This window comes from Catellatospora paridis (assembly GCF_009720365.1).
GTDB classification, from domain to species: domain Bacteria; phylum Actinomycetota; class Actinomycetes; order Mycobacteriales; family Micromonosporaceae; genus Catellatospora; species Catellatospora paridis.
This window is the reverse complement of the sequence record NZ_ML769319.1, coordinates 13,472-30,399: the sequence shown is the minus strand read 5'-3', so window position 1 is coordinate 30,399 and position 16,928 is coordinate 13,472. Positions and strand designations below refer to the sequence as shown.

At 72.0% G+C, this 16,928-nt stretch carries 15 protein-coding genes; 8 read left to right on the top strand and 7 right to left on the bottom strand.

Features of this window, described 5'->3' with window-relative positions; genetic code table 11:
* Nucleotides 1–380 precede the first annotated feature (380 nt).
* From F9C41_RS21365 to F9C41_RS21355, 3 genes are all read left to right on the top strand, one after another.
* Nucleotides 381–1,277 carry a chaplin gene (locus F9C41_RS21365; RefSeq protein WP_196279879.1) on the top strand — a complete coding sequence of 299 codons (897 nt, stop codon included), beginning with the start codon at nt 381–383 and terminating at the stop codon, nt 1,275–1,277.
* Between the two features lie 255 nt (nt 1,278–1,532).
* Entirely contained in the window at nt 1,533–3,053 is a 1,521-nt protein-coding gene (locus F9C41_RS21360; protein ID WP_155388614.1) for an acyl-CoA carboxylase subunit beta, read from the top strand.
* Nucleotides 3,054–3,064: 11 nt separating this feature from the next.
* Nucleotides 3,065–4,210, top strand: a complete 1,146-nt coding sequence (locus F9C41_RS21355; RefSeq protein WP_155388613.1) for an acyl-CoA dehydrogenase family protein — start codon at nt 3,065–3,067, stop codon at nt 4,208–4,210.
* A gap of 99 nt (nt 4,211–4,309) precedes the next feature.
* Here F9C41_RS21355 and F9C41_RS21350 read toward each other — a convergent pair whose 3' ends face one another.
* The 3 genes from F9C41_RS21350 to F9C41_RS21340 all read right to left on the bottom strand — a co-directional run bounded on the left by F9C41_RS21350 (nt 4,310) and on the right by F9C41_RS21340 (nt 6,675).
* Nucleotides 4,310–5,113, bottom strand: a complete 804-nt coding sequence (locus F9C41_RS21350; RefSeq protein WP_155388612.1) for a hypothetical protein — start codon at nt 5,111–5,113, stop codon at nt 4,310–4,312.
* A 190-nt stretch (nt 5,114–5,303) separates the two neighbouring features.
* Complete coding sequence (locus tag F9C41_RS21345) at nt 5,304–6,188, bottom strand: hypothetical protein (RefSeq protein WP_155388611.1); 885 nt, start codon at nt 6,186–6,188, stop codon at nt 5,304–5,306.
* Complete coding sequence (locus tag F9C41_RS21340) at nt 6,181–6,675, bottom strand: RNA polymerase sigma factor (RefSeq protein ID WP_155388610.1); 495 nt, start codon at nt 6,673–6,675, stop codon at nt 6,181–6,183. The genes F9C41_RS21345 and F9C41_RS21340 overlap by 8 nt, the downstream gene beginning before the upstream one ends.
* Nucleotides 6,676–6,826: 151 nt before the next feature.
* Between F9C41_RS21340 and F9C41_RS21335 the strand changes: the two genes are divergently transcribed.
* A complete protein-coding gene (locus F9C41_RS21335; protein ID WP_155388609.1) occupies nt 6,827–9,280 on the top strand; it encodes an ATP-binding protein in 2,454 nt (817 codons plus the stop codon).
* A 267-nt stretch (nt 9,281–9,547) separates the two neighbouring features.
* Here the strand turns inward: F9C41_RS21335 and F9C41_RS21330 are convergent, their stop codons facing one another.
* Entirely contained in the window at nt 9,548–9,985 is a 438-nt protein-coding gene (locus F9C41_RS21330) for a MarR family winged helix-turn-helix transcriptional regulator (RefSeq protein ID WP_230689841.1), read from the bottom strand.
* Between the two features lie 190 nt (nt 9,986–10,175).
* On the opposite strand from F9C41_RS21330, the gene F9C41_RS21325 reads away from it, so the two are divergent.
* Both F9C41_RS21325 and F9C41_RS21320 read left to right on the top strand, forming a co-directional pair.
* Nucleotides 10,176–11,651, top strand: coding sequence for a glutamate--cysteine ligase family protein (locus F9C41_RS21325; protein ID WP_155388607.1), 1,476 nt, complete (start codon nt 10,176–10,178; stop codon nt 11,649–11,651).
* A 52-nt stretch (nt 11,652–11,703) separates the two neighbouring features.
* Nucleotides 11,704–12,945, top strand: a complete 1,242-nt coding sequence (locus F9C41_RS21320) for a CapA family protein (RefSeq protein ID WP_230689840.1) — start codon at nt 11,704–11,706, stop codon at nt 12,943–12,945.
* Between the two features lie 16 nt (nt 12,946–12,961).
* On the opposite strand, the gene F9C41_RS21315 is transcribed toward F9C41_RS21320, so the two are convergent.
* Nucleotides 12,962–14,224 carry a hypothetical protein gene (locus tag F9C41_RS21315; RefSeq protein ID WP_155388606.1) on the bottom strand — a complete coding sequence of 421 codons (1,263 nt, stop codon included), beginning with the start codon at nt 14,222–14,224 and terminating at the stop codon, nt 12,962–12,964.
* A gap of 97 nt (nt 14,225–14,321) precedes the next feature.
* On the opposite strand from F9C41_RS21315, the gene F9C41_RS21310 reads away from it, so the two are divergent.
* Together F9C41_RS21310 and F9C41_RS21305 are read left to right on the top strand one after the other, a co-directional pair.
* Nucleotides 14,322–15,008: a PASTA domain-containing protein gene (locus tag F9C41_RS21310; protein ID WP_155388605.1), complete on the top strand. Its 687-nt coding sequence runs from the start codon at nt 14,322–14,324 to the stop codon at nt 15,006–15,008.
* A 75-nt stretch (nt 15,009–15,083) separates the two neighbouring features.
* Nucleotides 15,084–16,034, top strand: coding sequence for a PASTA domain-containing protein (locus F9C41_RS21305; protein WP_155388604.1), 951 nt, complete (start codon nt 15,084–15,086; stop codon nt 16,032–16,034).
* Between the two features lie 60 nt (nt 16,035–16,094).
* Here the strand turns inward: F9C41_RS21305 and F9C41_RS21300 are convergent, their stop codons facing one another.
* Together F9C41_RS21300 and F9C41_RS21295 are read right to left on the bottom strand one after the other, a co-directional pair.
* Nucleotides 16,095–16,418 carry a hypothetical protein gene (locus tag F9C41_RS21300; protein WP_155388603.1) on the bottom strand — a complete coding sequence of 108 codons (324 nt, stop codon included), beginning with the start codon at nt 16,416–16,418 and terminating at the stop codon, nt 16,095–16,097.
* A 171-nt stretch (nt 16,419–16,589) separates the two neighbouring features.
* Nucleotides 16,590–16,907 carry a hypothetical protein gene (locus tag F9C41_RS21295; protein WP_155388602.1) on the bottom strand — a complete coding sequence of 106 codons (318 nt, stop codon included), beginning with the start codon at nt 16,905–16,907 and terminating at the stop codon, nt 16,590–16,592.
* Nucleotides 16,908–16,928 lie beyond the last annotated feature (21 nt).

The window sequence follows — 16,928 nt, the reverse complement described above, 5'->3', positions numbered from 1 at the left end:
TGCTGAATCCAGGTGGCAGCAACATTGACAGGGAGTGACCAGTGGTCACTCCCTGTCGGCTATTTGACCGTTCTTGCCTTTTCAATCTAGAGCAATTCGGACATAAGCCGTAATTCGTGCAAGGAATGGCATTTGCCGCCACGGGTGATCGGTTCGGTGATCCGTGTCCGAGGAATGGCAGGCTCGTTGACCCTTGCGATGTCATAAATGCCCTATTTGTACGAGCCGAATCAGGTGACTACGGGCGCACGTCGACAGTCGGAGCAACCGCGCTCCGGCGCGCTCATCGTGCACACAGGACGCTCCGCAAAGTGGCCGTGACATGGCAAGACACTGCATCTCCCCGTGGCAATTCCAGATCGAAAGGCACTGCGATTCACATGACTGCGACTTCGCTGGGCACGTGGACCAAGACGTCCGTGAAGGTCGGCGTCCTGTCCGCCGGCGTGCTGCTCGTCGGCGGTACGGGCGCGCACGCGGCTGACAACTGGAACACCTCCTTCAACAGCGGTATCGGCAGCGGCAACCAGATCAAGCTGCCGGTGCAGGCCCCGATCAACATCTGCGGGATCGCCATCGGCATCCTGGGCAACGCCAACGCCAGCTGCACCGGCGGCAGCGAGGCCAACTACGGCGAGGACGCTCTCGCCACCGACTGGAGCACCTTCGGCAACTCGGGCATCCTGAGCGGCAACCAGGTGCTGGCCCCGATCCAGGTCCCGATCGACGCCTGCGGCGTGGGCGTCGGGGTGCTCGGCAACGCCAACGCGTGGTGCGTGGGCGGCTCCGAGGCCAACCTGCCCGGCGCGGAGCCCGGCGACGTCGACGAGGACCCGTACCCGCAGCCCTACGGCGAGCCGAGCTGGCACCAGCACAAGGGCAAGAACAAGAAGAAGGACGTCGTGTCCACGGCGGCCCCGATCGAGAGCACCGTGGCCGAGAGCTCCCCGCTCGACGTCATCACCGGCCTGCTGCCGATCAACGGGCTGACCAGTGGCCTGACCGGCGCGGTCGGCAACACCAGCGCCAGCGTCGGCATCGGCGCCAAGCAGCAGCAGATGCAGCAGCGGCTGAACCAGCGCAAGAAGTGGCAGCACGCCGCGCCGAGCACCTGCGACCTCAACTGGAACACCTTCGGCAACTCGGGGATCCTGAGCGGCAACCAGGTGTTCGTGCCGGTCCAGGCGCCGATCGACGTCTCCGGCGTGGCCGTGGGTGCGCTGCTGGGCAACGCCAACGCCTCCAGCGTCGGCGGCTCCACCGCGAACTTCTGCTGAACAATCCTCCCCACCGAAAGGGCCGGCGCGGACGCGCGCCGGCCCTTTCCCATACCCCCACGCCCTGCCCACCCCACCCCCCACCTGCCGCAACTCTTGAAGAGTCGCGGCATCAGGGGCGGCCTGAGGCCGCAAGTCCCCAAGAGTTGCGCCGGGGGTGGGGCGGGGTCGCACCTGGCGGGGGAGGCGGGGTGTCTCACCTGGTGGTAACTTAACTATCGTTCAGGTTGAGCCGGTGGGAGGAGAGGGTGCGACATGCACGAGGGGCTGGATGAGCTGAGGGAGCGCATCGGGGCCGGCGGGTCGCCCAAGTACCACCAGGCCAACGAGGCGAAGGGCAAGCTGTTCGCCCGGGAGCGCATCGCTCGGCTGGTGGACAAGGGCTCCTTCGTCGAGGACGGGATGTTCGCCAACGCGCTGGCGCACGGGCTGCCCGCCGACGGCGTGATCACGGGCCAGGCCACCATCGACGGCCGCCCGGTGTGCCTGATGGCGAACGACTCCACGGTCAAGGCCGGCAGCTGGGGCGCGCGCACCGTCGAGAAGATCATCAGGATCATCGAGCGGGCGTACGGCCAGGGCGTGCCCATGGTCTACCTGGTCGACTCGGCCGGTGCGCGGATCACCGACCAGGTCGACCTGTTCCCCGGCCGCCGGGGCGCGGGCAACATCTTCTACCAGCAGGTGAAGTCCTCGGGCAGCATCCCGCAGGTGTGCGCCCTGTTCGGGCCCAGCGCCGCGGGCGGCGCGTACATCCCCGCCTTCTGCGACGTGGTCGCCATGGTCGACGGCAACGCCTCGATGTACCTGGGCTCCGACCGCATGGTCGAGATGGTCACCGGCGAGAAGACCACGCTGGAGGCGATGGGCGGCGCGAAGGTGCACACCGAGCAGTCCGGCGTCGGCCACTTCCTGTGCAAGGACGAGGACGAGGCGCTCGGCGTGGTCCGGCGCTACCTGTCCTTCCTGCCCTCGAACTGGACGGAGCAGCCGCCTGCGCTGGAGCCGATGCCAGCACCGGAGACGGACCTGGCCGCGATCGTGCCGGAGAGCGAGCGCCGGGCGTTCGACATGCGCAAGCTGGTCAAGGGCCTGCTCGACGGCGGCGAGTTCTTCGAGATCCAGGCGCGCTGGGCCAAGGAGCTGACGGTCGGCTTCGGCCGGCTCGACGGCCAGGTCGTAGGCGTGGTGGCCAACAACTCGTTGCACAAGGGTGGGGTCCTCTTCGTCGACTCGGCCGACAAGGCGAGCCGGTTCGTGCAGCTGTGCGACGCGTTCAACGTGCCGCTGCTGTTCCTGTGCGACGTGCCGGGCTTCATGGTCGGCAGCGTGGTCGAGCGGCAGGGCATCATCCGCCACGGCGCGAAGATGGTCACCGCGATCAGCGAGGCCACCGTGCCGAAGATCTGCGTGGTGGTGCGCAAGGCGTACGGCGCCGGCCTCTACGCCATGGCCGGACCCGGCTTCATGCCCGAGGCCACCATCGCGCTGCCCACCGCGAAGATCGCGGTCATGGGCGCCGAGGCCGCGGTGAACGCCGTCTACGCCAACAAGATCGCTGCGATCGAGGACGAGGCGGAGCGGGAGGCGTTCATCGCCGCCAAGCGCGCCGAGTACGAGACCGACATCGACCTGGTCCGGCTCGCCAGCGAGCTGGTAATCGACACGATCGTGGAGCCCGATCGGCTCCGCGACGAGCTCATCCAGCGGTACCGCGCCGCACACGGCAAGGACCGTCACTTCTCACGCCGCCGACACGGCGTGACTCCGGTTTAAGAGAGGCCGTGATGACCGACTTCGGGCTGTCCGAGGAGCACCGCGAGCTGCGCGACACCGTACGCCGCTTTGCCCAGGACAAGGTGGCGCCGGTGATCGGCGACCTGTACGAGCGGCACGAGTTCCCGTACGACCTGGTCCGCCAGATGGGCGAGATGGGCCTGTTCGGGCTGCCCTTCCCCAGCGAGTTCGGCGGCATGGACGGCGACTACCTCGCCCTGTGCATCGTGCTGGAGGAGCTGGCCCGGGTCGACTCGTCGCTGTCCATCACGCTGGAGGCGGCGATCTCGCTCGGCGCGATGCCGATCTACCGGTTCGGCTCCGAGGAGCAGAAGCAGCGCTGGCTGCCCGCCCTGATCAAGGGTGAGGCGCTGGCCGGGTTCGGCCTCACCGAACCGGGCGCGGGCTCCGACGCGGGCGGCACGCGTACCACGGCGCGGCTGTCCGAGGACGGCACCGAGTGGATCATCAACGGCAGCAAGGCCTTCATCACCAACTCCGGCACCACGATGACCAGCCTGGTCACGGTCACCGCGCGGACCGGCGAGAACGAGATCTCCTCGATCATCGTGCCGTCGGGCACGCCCGGCTTCACGGTCGCGCCCGGCTACTCCAAGGTGGGCTGGTGCAGCTCGGACACCCACGAGCTGACCTTCGTCGACTGCCGGGTGCCGGTGGAGAACCTGCTCGGTGAGCGGGGCCGCGGCTTCGCGCAGTTCCTGCAGATCCTCGACGAGGGCCGGATCGCCATCGCCGCGCTGTCCACGGGCCTGGCCCAGGGCTGCGTCGACGAGTCGCTCAAGTACGCCTCGCAGCGTGAGGCGTTCGGGCACACCATCGGGTCGTACCAGGCCATCCAGTTCATGATCGCGGACATGGAGACGCGCGCCCACACCGCGCGGCTGGCCTGGCGTGACGCGGCCCAGCGGCTGGTCGCGGGCGAGGAGTTCAAGCGCCAGGCGGCCATCGCCAAGCTGCACGCCAGCACGGTCGCGGTGGACAACGCCCGGGACGCCACGCAGATCCACGGCGGCTACGGCTTCATGAACGAGTTCCCGGTGGCCCGCATGTGGCGCGACAGCAAGATCCTGGAGATCGGCGAGGGCACCTCCGAGATCCAGCGCATGGTCATCGCCCGCGACCTCGGCCTGCGCTGACCCCGACTTCCTTGCTGCAACTCTTGAAGAGTCGCGCCTTCCGGATGGCCGGGTGGGCGCGACTCTTCAAGAGTTGCGGCGGCACGCGCGCGGGTCGGGTCAGGGGGTGGGGAGGAGGCGGGCGGCCTGGGTGAAGACGTCGGTGATGGCGGGGTCTCGGGTGGGGGTGCCTTCCCAGCCGTGGTCGAATACGACTGCGACGTGGTCGCCGCGGCGGATCACCGCGATCAGGTATCGCGCCTCGCGTGGCGAGGCCTCCTGCGGTTGCAGGAAGCGCCGGTGCAGGGCCAGCCGCAGCGACTCGTCACCCAGTTTCGGGGCGGTGACCAGGGAGTAGTCGTAGCGGGCGCCGTCGCGGGAGTACGCCCCGCAGCGGTTCACCGCCGCACGCAGGTCGGCCAGGTAGGCCCGGGCTCCGTTGCCCGAATAGCGGGTGACCGTGTGGTCGTACACCTCGGTCGAGTACTCACCCGGGGTGCTGCTGCTGTTCCACAGCCTGCGGCCGCCGCGCCGGTCGGCGACCAGCGCCTCGCTGGGCAGTGTGCCGGTCGCGCAGACCCGCGGCAGATGATCCTCCTCCGGCCATTCCTCCTCGCCGGGCCGGGCAGGCCGGACGTGGTAGCAGAGGTCGGCCTTCTCCTCGCCGAACGTGCCCGGCAGGAACGCCGCGTCGGCGATGGCGCCCGGATACGTGTCCAGGCAGCGGTCGTCCGGCGTCGGCTCGGGTGACGGCTGCGGGGAGGGCGCGCTGCTCGGCGACGCGGACGCCGTCGGCGTTACGCTCGCCGGTGCGGACGCCGAAGGGGGCCCCGGCCGGTCGCAGCCGCCGGCGGACGCCGCGGCCAGCGCCGCCACCAGCGCCAGCGCGGCAGTCCCGCGCCGGGTGAGGTTCGGTGCGGTCATGAGCGCTCCTTCCACCGGCGACCGCGGCACGACCGAGGTCCCCGTCGGTTGACCGGACCGCCCCGTGACGGCCCGGTAACTGAAGACACTCGATGTGTAGGGGTCCGGTTGCGCCCTGTCGGCAGCCGGACAGCGCCCCGCCCATCGGGATCCGGGCGACGGAGCCCGCGTCGCCCGGATCCCGATGGGTTCAGAGCGTGGACAGCCTCGCCGCAGCCTGCGTCGGCACCGGGTCCAGCTCGGCGTCCGGCGTGGGGTCCCCCTCCCAGCCGTGGTCGGTCACCACGGAGACGTATGCGCCGACCCGTACCACCGAGATCCGGAACGTGGCCAGCTCCGGCGTGCCCTCCGCGGGTGGGTCGACCTTGACCGACATGGCCAGGGTGAGGGACTCGTCGCCCAGTGCCGGCCCGTCGGTGACGGCGTAGTCGTACCGGAGGCTGCCGACCCGGTACTCGCCGCAGGCCGCCACGGCGGCGCGCAGCCCCGCCAGGTAGGCGGCCGCCGCCTCGGGAGCCGTGTACTCGGTGACCGTGTGGAAGTAGGTGTTCGGGGTGTAGCCCTCCTGCACGGGCTTGAGGTAGGCGAGGATCCCGCGACGGCCGAGGATCGAGGTGTCACCGGCGTCGGACTGGTCCGGGCACACCTTGGGCAGCGCCTTCTTGGCATCGCCGGTCGCGGGCTTCCCGCAGTGGTATTCCAGCGGGATGTCCGGGACGTCGCGGTTGGTGCCGGAGACCAGCACCTTGGCGGGGATCGTCTTGGTGAACTTCCCGCCGGGGCATCCCGCGGTCGGCGGCGGTGCCGAGGACGGTGCCGACGTGGACGGCTGTGGTGCCGACGTCTGCACCGCCGTACCGGACGGGAAGGCGACCTGGTCCGGTGCCTCGCGCCCCAGCAGCGGCAGCAGCACGGTGGCACTCGCCGCGAGCACCGCGGCGACGGCCAGCGTGCCCACCGCGGCCCGCCGCCGGGCCCGCCGGTCGCTGCGGTCGCGCAGCTGCGCCGCCAACGGCAGCCCCTGGCGCTCGGCCTCGACCACCACCCGGGCGAACGCATTCTCGATCTCACTCATCACGGTCACCGTCCTTCGCCTGCAGCGCGGCCGCCAGGCCGGCACGTCCACGAGAGAGCCAGCTCTTCACCGTGCCCACCGGCACCCCCGCGTCGAGGGCGATCTGGGCCACGGGCATGTCGAACAGGTAGTGCATGGCCAGCGCCTGGCGCTGGACCCTGGGCAGGCCGCGCAGCGCCTGCTGCAGCAGCACCGCGGACTCGTCGGCGGGTGCGGCGTCACCGCCCGTGCCCAGCAGGCGCATCGCTGCACGCCAGCGTTGTAGACGCCGCCACACGTCGGTGGCCAGGCGCGATACGACCAGCCGCAGCCAGGACTCGACGTCGTCATACTCGGACAGCCGCCCCCATTGCCGCCAGGCCCGCATGTACGTCTCCTGGACCAGGTCCTGGGCTTGCGCCCAGTTCCCGGTGAGCGCGTACGCGTAACCGAGCAGGCGGTGGGAGGTCGCCCGGTAGCACTCGTCGAAGCTCTCCGTGTCCCGCACCGCTCACCTCATTTCTCCATCGACAGGTGAGAGAAGACACGAACAGCTCATGGAGAAGGTTGCGCTGTGACACCGGTCATGTCCCGTGGGTGCGCCAAAAAGTAGACGCTCGACTCCCACGTTCGGCTTCGGGTGCGTAGTCTTTGCGGCCATGGCCCCAGGTCACCCGGTTCCCGCAGAGGCCGCCGACGCGTCGGCGGCCTCCTTCAGCGCGCTCCTTCGCGCGCACCGGGACGCCGCGCGGCTGACCCAGTCGGAACTCGCCGCCCGGGCCGGAATCGGCGTGCGTACGGTCCGGGACCTGGAGCACGGACGAGCGGCCCGGCCGCAGCGCAGCACGGTGGAACTGCTGGTCGGTGCGCTGTCGCTGACCGGGGACGCGGCCGCCGAGTTCTACCTCGCCGCCCGCGGCCAGGTGTCCCCGCCGCCCGCCCGGCCCGCGTTCACCCTGCCCGCGCCGCCGGAGCTGTACGGGCGCGCCGAGGAGTCCGCGGCCCTGGTCGAGCACCTCACCGCCCAGCCCGGCCTCACCACGTTGGTGGGCCTGGCCGGGGTGGGCAAGAGCGCGCTCGCGATCACCGTGGCGAATCAGGCGCAGCAGCGGTTCCCGGCGGGTGTGCGCGCGATCAGCGTCGCCGCAGGGGACACCGCCACCGACATCCGTGACGTGATCTGCGCAGTGCTGGAAGTGAGCCGTCCGGCCGACCTGCCGTCCCGGCTGGAGCAGCCGGTGCTGCTCATGCTGGACGCAGTCGACCGCTCGCCGGACGCCTCCCGGACCGTGCTGGCCGAACTGTTCACCGTCGCGCCCACGTTGCGGGTGCTCGCCTCGGCACGGGCTCCGCTGGGCCCGGTGGGCGAGCAGGTGTGGCCGCTGGGACCGCTGTCGCTGCCGCCCGCCGGGACGCGGTCGCTGGCCGAGGCCGAGCGGCATCCGGCGAGCGCGCTGTTCCTGGCCAGGTGGCGGCAGGTGCGTCGGTCGCCCGCCGATGTCGAGGTGGAGGCGCTGGTCACGCTGGTACGCCGGCTGGGCGGGCTGCCACTGGCCATCGAGCTGGCCGCGGCGCGGGGCCGGGTGCTCGACCCGGCCGAGATGCTTGCCCGATACGGCAACCGGCTGCTGGAGCTGGGCAGCGCCGACGTCGCCGCCTCCCCGCCGGTGGTGACCCTGCGCGATGTCGTGACGGCCAGCTACCGCCTGCTGGAGCCCGCGCAGCGGGAGGCGCTGCGGCGGCTGGCCGTGTTCGGCTACCGCTGGTCCGTCGAGCTGGCCGAGGACCTGCTCGGCCCGCAGGTCGACGTGGTGCCGGTGCTGGAGCGCCTGGTGGAGCTGGGACTGGTGCAGGTGCGCGGCTCCGGCGCGTTCCGGTTCGTGCTGCTGGACGTCGTGAAGGAGTACGCCACCGAGCAGGCCGCGGTGGCCGGTGAGCTGGTCGAGGCGCGGCGGCAGCACGGCGTGGTCTTCGCCCGGTTCGCGGCCCGCACCGCCCCGACGATGGTGGGGCCCACGCTGGCCGCGGCGGTGGCCCGGCTCGACGACGTGGCCAGCGACCTGTGGGCGGCGCTGGCCCACGCCGCCGAGCATGACCCGCACACCGCGCTGTGCCTGGCCTCCAAGCTGCCCCGCTGGTGGCGTTTCCGCGGCCGGGACCAGCAGGGCAGGCAGTGGCTGCTGCGGCTGCTCGACGATCCGCGCACCGCCGACGCCGACCCGGTCGTGCGCGCCTGGGCGAACCTGGGCGTGGTGCAGCTCGCGGCCGAACACGGGGCGGGCCGGGCGGAGCTCGCCCGGGGCGAGACCGCGCTGGCGGCGTTCCTGCTGGTGGGCGACGTGACCGGGGAGCTCGCAGCGCGTGGCGTGCTGCAGGTCGTGTACCAGAGCGCGGGGGAGTACGACGACGCCCGCCGCCACGGTGAGGCGACCCTGGCGCTGGCCACCCGCACCGGCCGGGTCGACGACATGGCGGTGGCCCAGCACAACCTGATCTGGCACGACCTGCGCGAAGCCGATCTCGCCGCGGCACAGCGGCGGCTGGCCGCGGTGGACCGGCTGTCGGCGCGGTCCGGCGAGCACAAGCTCCGCGCGCTGGCGCGGGCCAACCTCGCCGAGGTGCTACGCCTGGACGGCCGCTACGACGAGGCGGTGCGGGTCGGCCTGCAGGCCGCGGAGATGCTGGCCGAGGTCGGCAACCCGGGCGAGCGGCGGCGGCTGGTGGGCGTGGTGGGACTGGCGTACGCGCAGGGCGGGCGGCTGGAGGAGGCGGAGAAGACGCTGTCCGACATCCGCGCGGTGCTGCTGGAGGAGCCCGGTCCGGGGCCGGACGTGCCCGACGCGGCCGAGCCCGAGGAGGACTGGCACTGCGCGATGATCGAGGCGACGGTGGCCTGGCAGCGGGGTCACCGCACCCTGGCGGCCTCGTGGTTCGCGGCGGCGGCGCGGCTGACCAGCGGCCTCAACGACCGTCGGGACATGATGGAGGCGCTGGTCGGGCTGGCGGCGACCAGCGACGAACCGGCGGAGGTGGTGACCCGGCTCTACGAGCTGCGGGACAGCACGGGCATCTCGCTGACGCCGCACGCGCTGGGACTGCTCAGCCACCTGTGAGCGCCGGGCGCTGGGTTCGGCGCGGGCGGCCCCCCGACGGATGATGTCCCTCCGCGGCCCGCCGTGGCGAACCGCGCCCCCCGCCGTCTCCGCCCGCGCCGATGCAGCCCCCGTGAAAAGGCCGGTCGGACCGTCCTTCCACAGGGCCATGACGCTAGCAGCCCGGTTCACCCGATTCGGGGCTTTAACCGTCCTTTCTGGCACGTCCCTGGCAGTTCTGCCGCCGGTTCTGCCGCAGCGGCAGCAGTGCCGCGCCGTTGCGGATCGTCACTGGTCATGAATGCCCGCGGTCGCCTCCGGGCGGACCGCGTCACGCACCACGCGCAGGCCGACGAGCAGGCCCTGCAGTTGGCGCTGGGTCAGCGGGCCGACGAGCCATTCGTCAAGCAGTTCCAAGTGGCCGGGGATGGTCTCCTGCAGGCGGGCCAGGCCTTTGCTGGTGAGGGCGGCGTACGAGCTGCGCCGGTCGATGTCGCAGGGCACCCGGCAGACCAGGGCCTCCCGCTCGAGCCTGTCGATCATGCGGGTCACCCCGCTCGTGCTCATCGACGTCTGTCGGGAAAGGTCGGTCATGCGCAGTCGCAGTGCAGGCGAGCGGGCCAGCCGCAGCAGCACTTCGAACTCGACAGGCGCCAGGCCGTGCGCGGCGAGCTGCTCCGCGCAGAGGGTGTTGAGGCTGGTGTACGCCTCTGTCAAAAGGCCCATGGCGGTGAGCCTCGAATCCTCGAGTAGCTCCATTTCCGCATCGTATATGGAGAGATAGCACATTTGTTGCCCTTCGTTTCCCGCAGAGTGGGACAACGGGCGTGCCAATCGGGACGACCACCCGATACGACTGTCGCCCGCGAAACGTACTCTGAGGGTTCGTTTGGTGACCGTGCGTCGGGGAGGGCTCATGGGCAAGGACGTTTCGCTGCAGACGTTCAGCCGCCAGGAACGGGAGCACTACCGCCAGAAGGTCAGGCGCTGCCTGGACGTGTTCGCGTTGATGCTCAACGACTTCAGCTTCGATGCCGACCACCCGACCACCGGGCTGGAGATCGAGCTGAACCTGGTCGACGCCGAGCACCTGCCGACGATGGTGAACGAAGAGGTCCTGCGCGACCTGGCCGATCCCCAGTTCCAGACCGAACTCGGACGGTTCAATCTGGAGCTGAACGTCCCACCGCGGCTCATCTCGGGGGACGGGCTGGTCCAGTACGAGCAGCAGATCATCGAGAGTCTGCGCCGCGCGGACACGCACGCCCGCAAGCACGACGCGGCGCTGCTGACCATCGGCATCCTGCCGACGCTCACCACCGACCACACGGTCACCGAGAACCTGTCCGTGAACGGGCGCTACCGCTCGCTCAACGAGGAGATCCTGGCCGCCCGCGGCGAGCAGATCGGCGTCGACATCAGGGGAGCGGACCGGCTGCGCATCCGCACCGACTCCATCGCGCCCGAGGCCGCCTGCACCAGCCTGCAGTTCCACCTGCAGGTGTCGCCCGCGGAGTTCGCCGCGTACTGGAACGCCTCGCAGGTCATCGCCGGGGTGCAGGTCGCGGTCGGCGCCAACTCCCCCTACCTGTTCGGCCATCAGCTGTGGGCGGAGACCCGGATCGCGCTGTTCGAGCAGGCCACCGACACCCGCCCGGACGAGCTCAAGGCCCAGGGCGTACGCCCCCGGGTCTGGTTCGGCGAGCGCTGGGTCACCTCGATCTTCGACCTGTTCGAGGAGAACGTCCGCTACTTCCCGCCGCTGCTGCCGATCGCCGAGGAGGAGGATCCGCTGACGGTGCTCCGCGACGGCGGGGTGCCCCGGCTGGGCGAGCTGCGGCTGCACAACGGCACCATCTACCGCTGGAACCGGCCGGTCTACGACATCATGGGCGGTCGCCCGCACCTGCGGGTGGAGAACCGGGTGCTGCCGGCCGGGCCGACCGTGGTCGACATGCTGGCCAACGGCGCGCTCTACTTCGGACTGGTGCGGGCGCTGGTCGAGGAGGACCGTCCGCTCTGGACGCAGCTGCCGTTCAGCGTGGCGCAGGACAACTTCCACGCCGCCGCCCGGCGGGGCATCGTCGCGCCGGTCTGGTGGCCGCGGCTCGGCGAGATCCGGGTGACCGACCTGGTGCTGGAGATGCTGCTGCCGAAGGCGGCGGAAGGGCTCGACCGCTTCGGCGTCGACCCGGCGCACCGGGACCGGCTGCTCGGCATCATCGAGCAGCGCTGCCTCACCGGACAGAACGGCTCGACCTGGCAGGTGGCCACGGTGCGGGCGCTCGAGTCGGCCGGCGCGACCCGGCCCGCGGCGTTGCGTGCCATGGTCGGCCGGTACGCCGAGCACCAGCGCACCAACGAACCGGTGCACACCTGGCCCGTGGGCTGACTCGGCCTGACAGCGGATGGCGTGATCGAAGACCTCGGGGGAGGGTGCAGCCGTGACCGGTGACCATAGAGACGTCAGGCCCTGGGCGCTGCCGGCGACCCTGGCCGTGCTGCTGGCCGCGGTCGCCTCGGCGACGCTGCCACCGTGGCTGCCCGGTCAGGCGCCACGGCCGTCGTCGACGCAGCTCCTGCCGACCGCGAGCGCGCCCGTGCCGCAGCCCGCGCCGAGCCGGTCACCCTCGCCGAGCCCGGCGGCCGTGTCACCGACTCCTGCGGGCGGCGAGTTCGTGCCGCGCACGTTCACCGTGGTCGGCAGCGGCGACGTGCTGCTGCACGGTGGGCTCTGGCGGCAGGCGCAGCGGGACGCGGGCGGCCAGGGCTACGACTTCGCGCCGCTGCTGAAGGGCGTGCGCCCGGTGATCGAGGCGGCCGACCTCGCCATCTGCCACCTGGAGACGCCGCTGGGCGGCCCGCAGGGCCCGTTCACCGGATACCCGATCTTCAAGGTGCCGCCGCAGATCGTGCCCGCCCTGCGGCAGACCGGCTACGACGCCTGCTCCACCGCGTCCAACCACTCCCTGGACGGCGGCGAGGCAGGCGTGCGCCGCACCCTGGCCGCGCTGGATGCGGCCGGGATCGCCCACGCGGGCATGGCCCGCAGCCGCGCCGAGCAGGACCAGCCCACGATCGTCACGGTGCGCGGGGTCAAGGTGGCGCTGCTGTCGTACACCTTCTCCTTCAACGGACTGACCCGGCCCAAGGGCAAGGAGTGGCTGGTCAACTCGCTCGATCCGGAGCGCGTCCGGCAGGCGGCGGGCGGGGCCCGGCGGGCCGGGGCCGAGGTCGTCATCGTGTCGATCCACTGGGGCACCGAGTACCAGCAGCGCCCGAACGAGCAGCAGGTGTCCGTCGCCCGGCAGCTGCTGCGCGACGGCGCGGTGGATCTGATCCTCGGCCACCACGCGCACGTGGTGCAGCCGTTCGAACGGATCGAGGGGCGCTGGGTCGCCTACGGCATGGGCAACCACGTCTCGAACCAGAGCTTCTCGGACGTCACCCGGGACGGGGTGATCAGCCGGTTCACCTTCCTGGAGACGGCGCCCGGCCGGTTCACCGTGTCGGAGGTCGCCGCGCTGCCGACGTACATGCAGCTCAACGGCGGGCCGGCCCGGGTGCTGCTGGTGACCGCATGCCCTGCGGCCAGCCGTGCCGCCTGCCGGGCCAGCGGCGAACGCTCCGCCCGGGTGCTGCGCTCGCGCGGTGCGGGCAGCGTCGGCATGGTCGTGGTGCGCTGACGCGCGCCGGACCGGTTCAGCGCTTCTTGCGCGGCTGCCGCGGGCCCGGCGGGTCCGCGGCGGGGGATACCCCGCTCGGGCCGGTCGGCGGGGTGGCGCCGGACGCGGCCGCGTCGGGCTCGCCCGCCGGCTTCTGCGCGGCGGCATCGTCCGAGGCGGTCTTGGCGACCGTGGCCCTGCCGGTGGCCCTGCCCGATGCGGGCTTGTCGGACGAGGCCTTGTCGGAAGCGGCCTTGTCAGAGGTGTCCCCGGCTGAGCCGTTCTTGTCGGAGGCGTGCTTGCCCGAGCCGGTCTTGTCCGGGACGGCCTGCGCGGGGACGGCCGGAGCAGGCGCGGCGTCTGAACCGGTGTACTGCGGCGGGACCGGCGCGGCCGGCGCGGTGACCGGCCGCGGGCGGCGCGGGCTGCAGAGCACGAGTGCCAGCACCGAGCCGATCAGACCGGTGACCACCGCGTACGGGGCCACCAGGTGGGCCGAGAGCTGCTCGGGCAGGGCACCGGTCAGCCTCGGCGCGGCCAGCAGGTAGGCCACGGCGACCAGGGCCGGGCCGGCGGCGCCCGAGAGCGCCACGCCCGCCTGGCCGTCGCGGCGGCGCGCGGCGGGCAGCGCGGCGAGGAAGCCGATGACCACGGCGGCGACCGCGGCGATGGCCGCGCCGGGCAGGTAGACGTCGCGGAACCAGGGCCCGTCCGTGGTCACCGGCCAGGAGCCGAGCTGCGCCACGACGGGGTCCCGCCCGGCCGCGATGCCGTCGGCCGCCGCGGTGACCGCGAGCAGCCACAGCCAACCGCCGGTGGCCAGCACGTTCGCGGCGAGCGAGCGGGCGGCCAGGGCGGCCACCGAGATGAACAGGCCGAGCAGCACCCCGGCGATGGCATAGCCGCCGACGATCAGGTGCGGAGCGAACGTGTCGGCGCGCTCGGCCACCCGGGCGGGCACCGCGGTCAGCGCCACGACGACCAGGCCGCCCAGCGCGGCGGCGATCGACAGCGCGGCGCGGCGCAGCGCGCGGACCGCTGTCGACGACTGGACAGTCGGTTGGCCGACGCGATCGGCCACTACGGCACCGAGCACCACCGACAGGGCGGAAATCCACACCGTCCAGGCCAGACTCGCCAACCACGCGGCCTCATCGCCGCCGTGCACGGTGGGCACCCAGGAGAAGACTCCCAGGCCGTAACCGACGCCCAACTGTGCTGCTCCCGCAGCGGCGGCAACTCCCGCAGCGACGGCGACCGAGCTCAGTCCCAGCCGCGTACCCGGGCCCTGAAGTGACATGACGCGAGCGTATAGCAATGCGAGGGAGGTTCGTGTGAACGGTTTACTCTCGTTGCGGCGTAGCGTTCGCCGGGCGTACCCGAAAGAGGAGACCATCATGACCGACCCGTGGGCACAGACGGCGCCGCTGACGCCGCAGCGACCACGCGGGTTCAGCCCCGGCACCGTCGCCGTGCTGGCGACGGCCACCGTGCTGCTGGCCGTCGCGGGACTCGCGATCGGATGGTTCGCGGCCGGCGACGGCGACCCGAAGGCCCAGACGAGCGCCAGCCCGACCGCTGTGATCTCGCCGACGCCGGACGCGTCCCCGAGCGCGCTGCCCTCGCCGACCCCGACGGTCGCGCCGAGCACCGCCTCGCCCGCGCCCGGCGGCCAGGTGATGCCCGACGTGAGCACCCAGGACTTCCGCGAGGCTCGCACGCAGGTCATCAAGGATCTGCGGGTCAGCGTGACCGTCAAGTTCGTGGAGGAACCCGGCACGCAGTACACCGTGCTGCGCACCGAGCCCGCAGCGGGCATGCCGGCGCCGCGCGGCACCCATGTGCGCCTCATCGTGGTGGGTCCGGTGTTCGAATTCGACATGCCGAACGTCGTGGACAAGTCGTGCGATGCGGCGAAGACCGAACTCCTCGCGGCCGGCCTGCAGATCGGCAAGTACGTGAGCGGTCGTGAGGGCACCGTGCGCGAGACCTCGATCCCGGCGGGCACCAAGGTCAAGTGGGACGCTGCGGTCGACCTGACCTGCTCGGTCGCGACCGAGCCTTCTCCTGCCGCGGCGGGCTGACGATGCGCGGGGTGCACTGCACGCCACGTCCCCTGGTGAGGCTTAACCGGCCCGGCGACGTGGTAGGACCTCAGCATGTCCGATGAGCAGCGGCACGACGACAGCGATCCGGCGGCGGGCGGGAGCGGCCCGGGGCCGTCTCCCGACGAGACCGCCCCCATGCCTGCTCACCGGTGGGACGAGGGGTCCGAGCCCGGCGACGAGCCGACGACCGTGCTGCCCGCGGGTGGGTCGGCCGGTGACGAGGCCACGACCGTCCTCCCGGCGGATGGGCATACCCCCGACGAGGCCACGACCGTGCTGCCCGGGAGCGGCCGAACCGGCGACGACGCGACGACCGTGCTGCCGGCGGGCGGGCCCGTGGCCGGGCCTCCAGGAGGCGAGCCGACCTCGGTGCTGCCGCCCGTCGGCGGCCGCCCGGTCCCGCCGGACGAGCGCACCTCGGTGCTGCCGCCCCAGGACGTCTGGACCGGTCGCGCGGGCGTGCCCGCCCGGGAGTCCGGGCCGATGCGCGGCGCCACCCCGCCGCCCGCCATCGAGTACGGGGAGGACCGGCGCACCTGGCGTGCACCGCTGGTCATCATCGGGATCGCGCTGCTGCTGCTGGCGTTGTTCGCGGTGGCCGCGTGGCTCGCGCTGCGCGGCGGCGGGCCGACGCCGGCGCCGAGCACTTCGCCGACCCCCGCGCTGACCTCGGCCGCGCCCAGCAGCGCCGCGCCGAGCCCGTCGGTGTCCGAGTCGCCGTCACCGGCGGCGTCGACGGTCGCCGTGCCGTCGAACCTGGTGGGCCTGTCGCAGCAGGAGGCCATCGACGCGCTGAACGCGGCAGGCCTGAACCCGCGGATCACCCTGCGCGCCACCGATGAGGCCGATCCGGGCACCGTGATCGAGGTGGATCCGGAAGGCGGCACGGTCGTGAAGGCAGGGCAGACGGTGACCATCGTGGTGGCCTCGGCGCCGGCCAGCCCGTCCCCCGAGCCGAGCCCGAGCGCGGAGGCGAGCCCCAGCCCGGACGAGGAGAACTGACCGCGTCACACGAATCGCGCCCATGCCGAGCACGGCATGGGCGCGTTCTGTTCCGGCGTGTCACCACTGGCGGCGCCGGTGCGTCACGATCACGATCCCGCCCAGCGCGAGACCGATGCCGATCATGCCGGTGGAGATGAGCGAACGTGCCATCAGCTCGGGTGGCACGGAGCGGGCACTGACCACGGCGGGCGCCGGTGCCTGCCGCACGGTGGATGCGTCCGCGACCGTCGCGGCCCGCACCTCGGTCGTCCCGGCGGTGGCCGGCACCGGCGTGAAGAACGCCGCTGCCAGCGCCGCACCGCACAGTGCGGCCAGCCGGTGGGACCGATGTGGAATGGTCGCCCCGGGCTCGCGTCCGGAAGCGATCGTTCGGATGTCCATGGCGCCGTCCCCCGGGTGAGCGGGTGCCGTGCCACGCGAGGGCAGACGGTAGAAATCGTCGCGGCTGCCTGCGGACCGCAGCCGGCCGGGCGAGTCGCCACCGTCGTTCAACTAGGGTTATTCGAGCGTAGATCCGGTATGGCCGGGCCGGAGGCCGATCGCGAGAAATCCTCAGCGAGCGCCCGCGGTTGCGGGACGCAGGTGCGGCGTGCGGCTGAGCGGGGGGCGCTGGCCGACGCGGCTGGGCGCCGTGCGGGCACGGGCCGAGGCGCTGTTGTCGGGCACGATGCGCAGGCCGGCGCGCTGTACGAAGATCGAGCGGCGTTCCACCGCGTCACCGGCGGCGTTGAGCTGGTAACCGTCGAGCCAGACCCAGCCCTCGTACGTCGGCCAGTCGTGCACGCGGATCACCCGGAACATCATCGGGCGGAGGAACTGGACGCTGGCTTCGCGAGTGACGTGGAGGATGTCGCCGGCTTGGGGAGTCACCTTTTCTCCTTGCTCTCTCGT